General features: G+C 75.9%; 1 pseudogene. It reads right to left on the minus strand.

From position 1 onward, the window contains the following. Nucleotides 1-1,815, minus strand: a pseudogene (locus tag H5J33_RS32430) (hypothetical protein); the annotation flags it as partial. Nucleotides 1,816-2,121: the final 306 nt, after the last annotated feature.

The raw sequence follows: 2,121 nt of genomic DNA on the forward strand, positions 1-2,121 counted from the left end.
CTCGCCCTCGCCCCGGCCGGTGCCGTCGCCGCGCACCGACTCCCGTGCGGCGTCGAGGTGTTCGCGGGCCCGGCGCGGGTCGTCCTCCGCGAGGCTCCACCGGTCCAGGCGGGCGAAGCCCAGCTGGAAGTGCATGCGCGCCACCGCCAGCCGGTCGCCGCCGGCGCGGGCCGCGGCGAGGCCGGTCTCGTGGGACTCGATCCACTCGGCGTGGCTGCCGGTGCGCAGGCAGAAGGTCCACAGCGCCTGGCACAGCCGCCACGCCTCCTCGTACCGTCCGGTGGCGTGGGCGAGGCGGACGGCGGCGAGCAGCCCGTCGCGGCGCCGGGCGAGTTCGCGTTCGGCGCGGGCGCCCTCCTCGGGCGTGCGCGGTACGTCCGGGTAGGCGTGGCCGGGGTCGTGACGCCAGCGGGAGGACAGCGCCGCCTCGGCGGCCTCGGCCGTCTTGCGCAGATGGCGGACGAACCAGCCCGTCACGGCGTCGCGTTCGGCGTCGGTGTCCTCCCGCTCCGCGCGGGCCGCCGCGTGGTCGTGGACGAGGGGGTGCAGGCGGTAGAGGTCCACGCCGTCGCGTTCCAGCAGCCGCGCGGAGAGCAGTTCGTGCAGGCCGCGCCGGGTGGTGGCCGGTTCCCGGTCCGGGGTGAGCGCGTGCACGGTGTCCAGGTGGGTGTCGGTCCGCGGCAGGCTGCCGAGGCGCCGGTAGAGGCGGGCGGCGTCGGCGCCGAGGCGTTCGTAGGCGAGGTCGAGTGCGCCGGGCAGGTCGTGGGTGTCGTCCACGGCGAGCAGTTCCCATCGTGTGGTCCGGTCGGCGAGCCGGGCGGTGATGTCCTCCAGGGTGCCCGGCACCGGTGTCCTGAGCTGCCCGGCGACCAGGCGCAGGGCCAGCGGCAGCCCGCCCAGGTGCCGGACGATGGGCCGCAGCCGGTCGGGGTGTTCGGTGCTGCGGCTGACCTTCAGCAGGAGTTCCAGGGCGTGTTCGTCCTTCAGCGGGGCGATCTCCACGGGTTCGAAGTCCAGCAGGGCGTCCAGCCCGGCCGGCACCCGCTGGCCGGTCATCAGGACGACGTGCCCCGCGGAGTCCGGGAGCAGGGGCCTGACCTCGGCGGGCCTGCTCACGTTCTCCAGGACCAGCACGGCCGGCCGGGCCCGCAGTTGCTGCCGCACCAGGGCCGCCTTCGCGCCGGCGTCGGCCGGACGGTCCTCCCGGGCCACGCCGAGCTGGGCCAGCCAGCGCTCCAGGACGGCCGCCGGGTCGGCGGGGCGTCCGCGTTCGTCCGGGGCGAGGTCGGCCTGGAGCAGCTCGCCGGGCAGGTCGTCCCGGCGGGACTGGAGCCAGCGGCGCAGGGTGGTCCGCTTGCCGACGCCGGGCAGCCCGCACAGGAACATGGCGGTGGTCGCGCGCGCCTCGGTGCAGCGTGCCCAGTGGTCGTTCATCGCCTGGAAGACGGGGACGTTGTTGACGTAGTGCAGGATGTGGCCGAGCGCGACCGGGGCGGGGCTGCGCTCGATCGTCGCCGCGACCACCTCCCGCAGCCGGTGCCCGGCCTCCGGGTGGGTGGCCAGGAGGTCCCGCAGGCGCTCGGCCCACGCTTCCTCGACGGCGCCGGCCGTGTCCTCGTCGCCGGCGCGCCGGGCGTCCAGCAACTCCTGCCGGGAACTCTCCAGTTCCTCCTCGGCCGCCGCCTCGGCCGCGGGCGCGCCCCGCCCGAGCAACGTCGCGAAGCGTCTCCTGCCCCACCCCCACAGATCCTGCAGGGCCAGCGTCACGAGACTGCTCGCGCCCATGCCCGCCAGGGCCAGGATTTCCGCTTCCACAACACTCCCCCACGTTCCGGACGGTTCCCGCCCACCGTAGAGATCACCGGGACCGCCGCGCAGAGGATCCCACCGACGAGTGACGGGATCCGGCCATTCCGGGCCACGGCTGGTGGCGCCGTTGGACAGGAACCGGTCCCGGGCCCGGACCACGTCCGCGTCGTCACCGCCGGTGGCGCGGGCGCCCGTCGGCAGGTCGGCGCAGCCGTGGCGGGCGACGTCGAAGGTGTGACCCGCCGGGACCGGTGGACTCGGTCCGCCGGTGGCACCCGGATCAGCAACACCGCCGCCGCCACCTACGAGAAC

The organism is Streptomyces sp. WELS2 (genome assembly GCF_013870595.1).
In the GTDB taxonomy this organism is placed as follows: domain Bacteria; phylum Actinomycetota; class Actinomycetes; order Streptomycetales; family Streptomycetaceae; genus Streptomyces.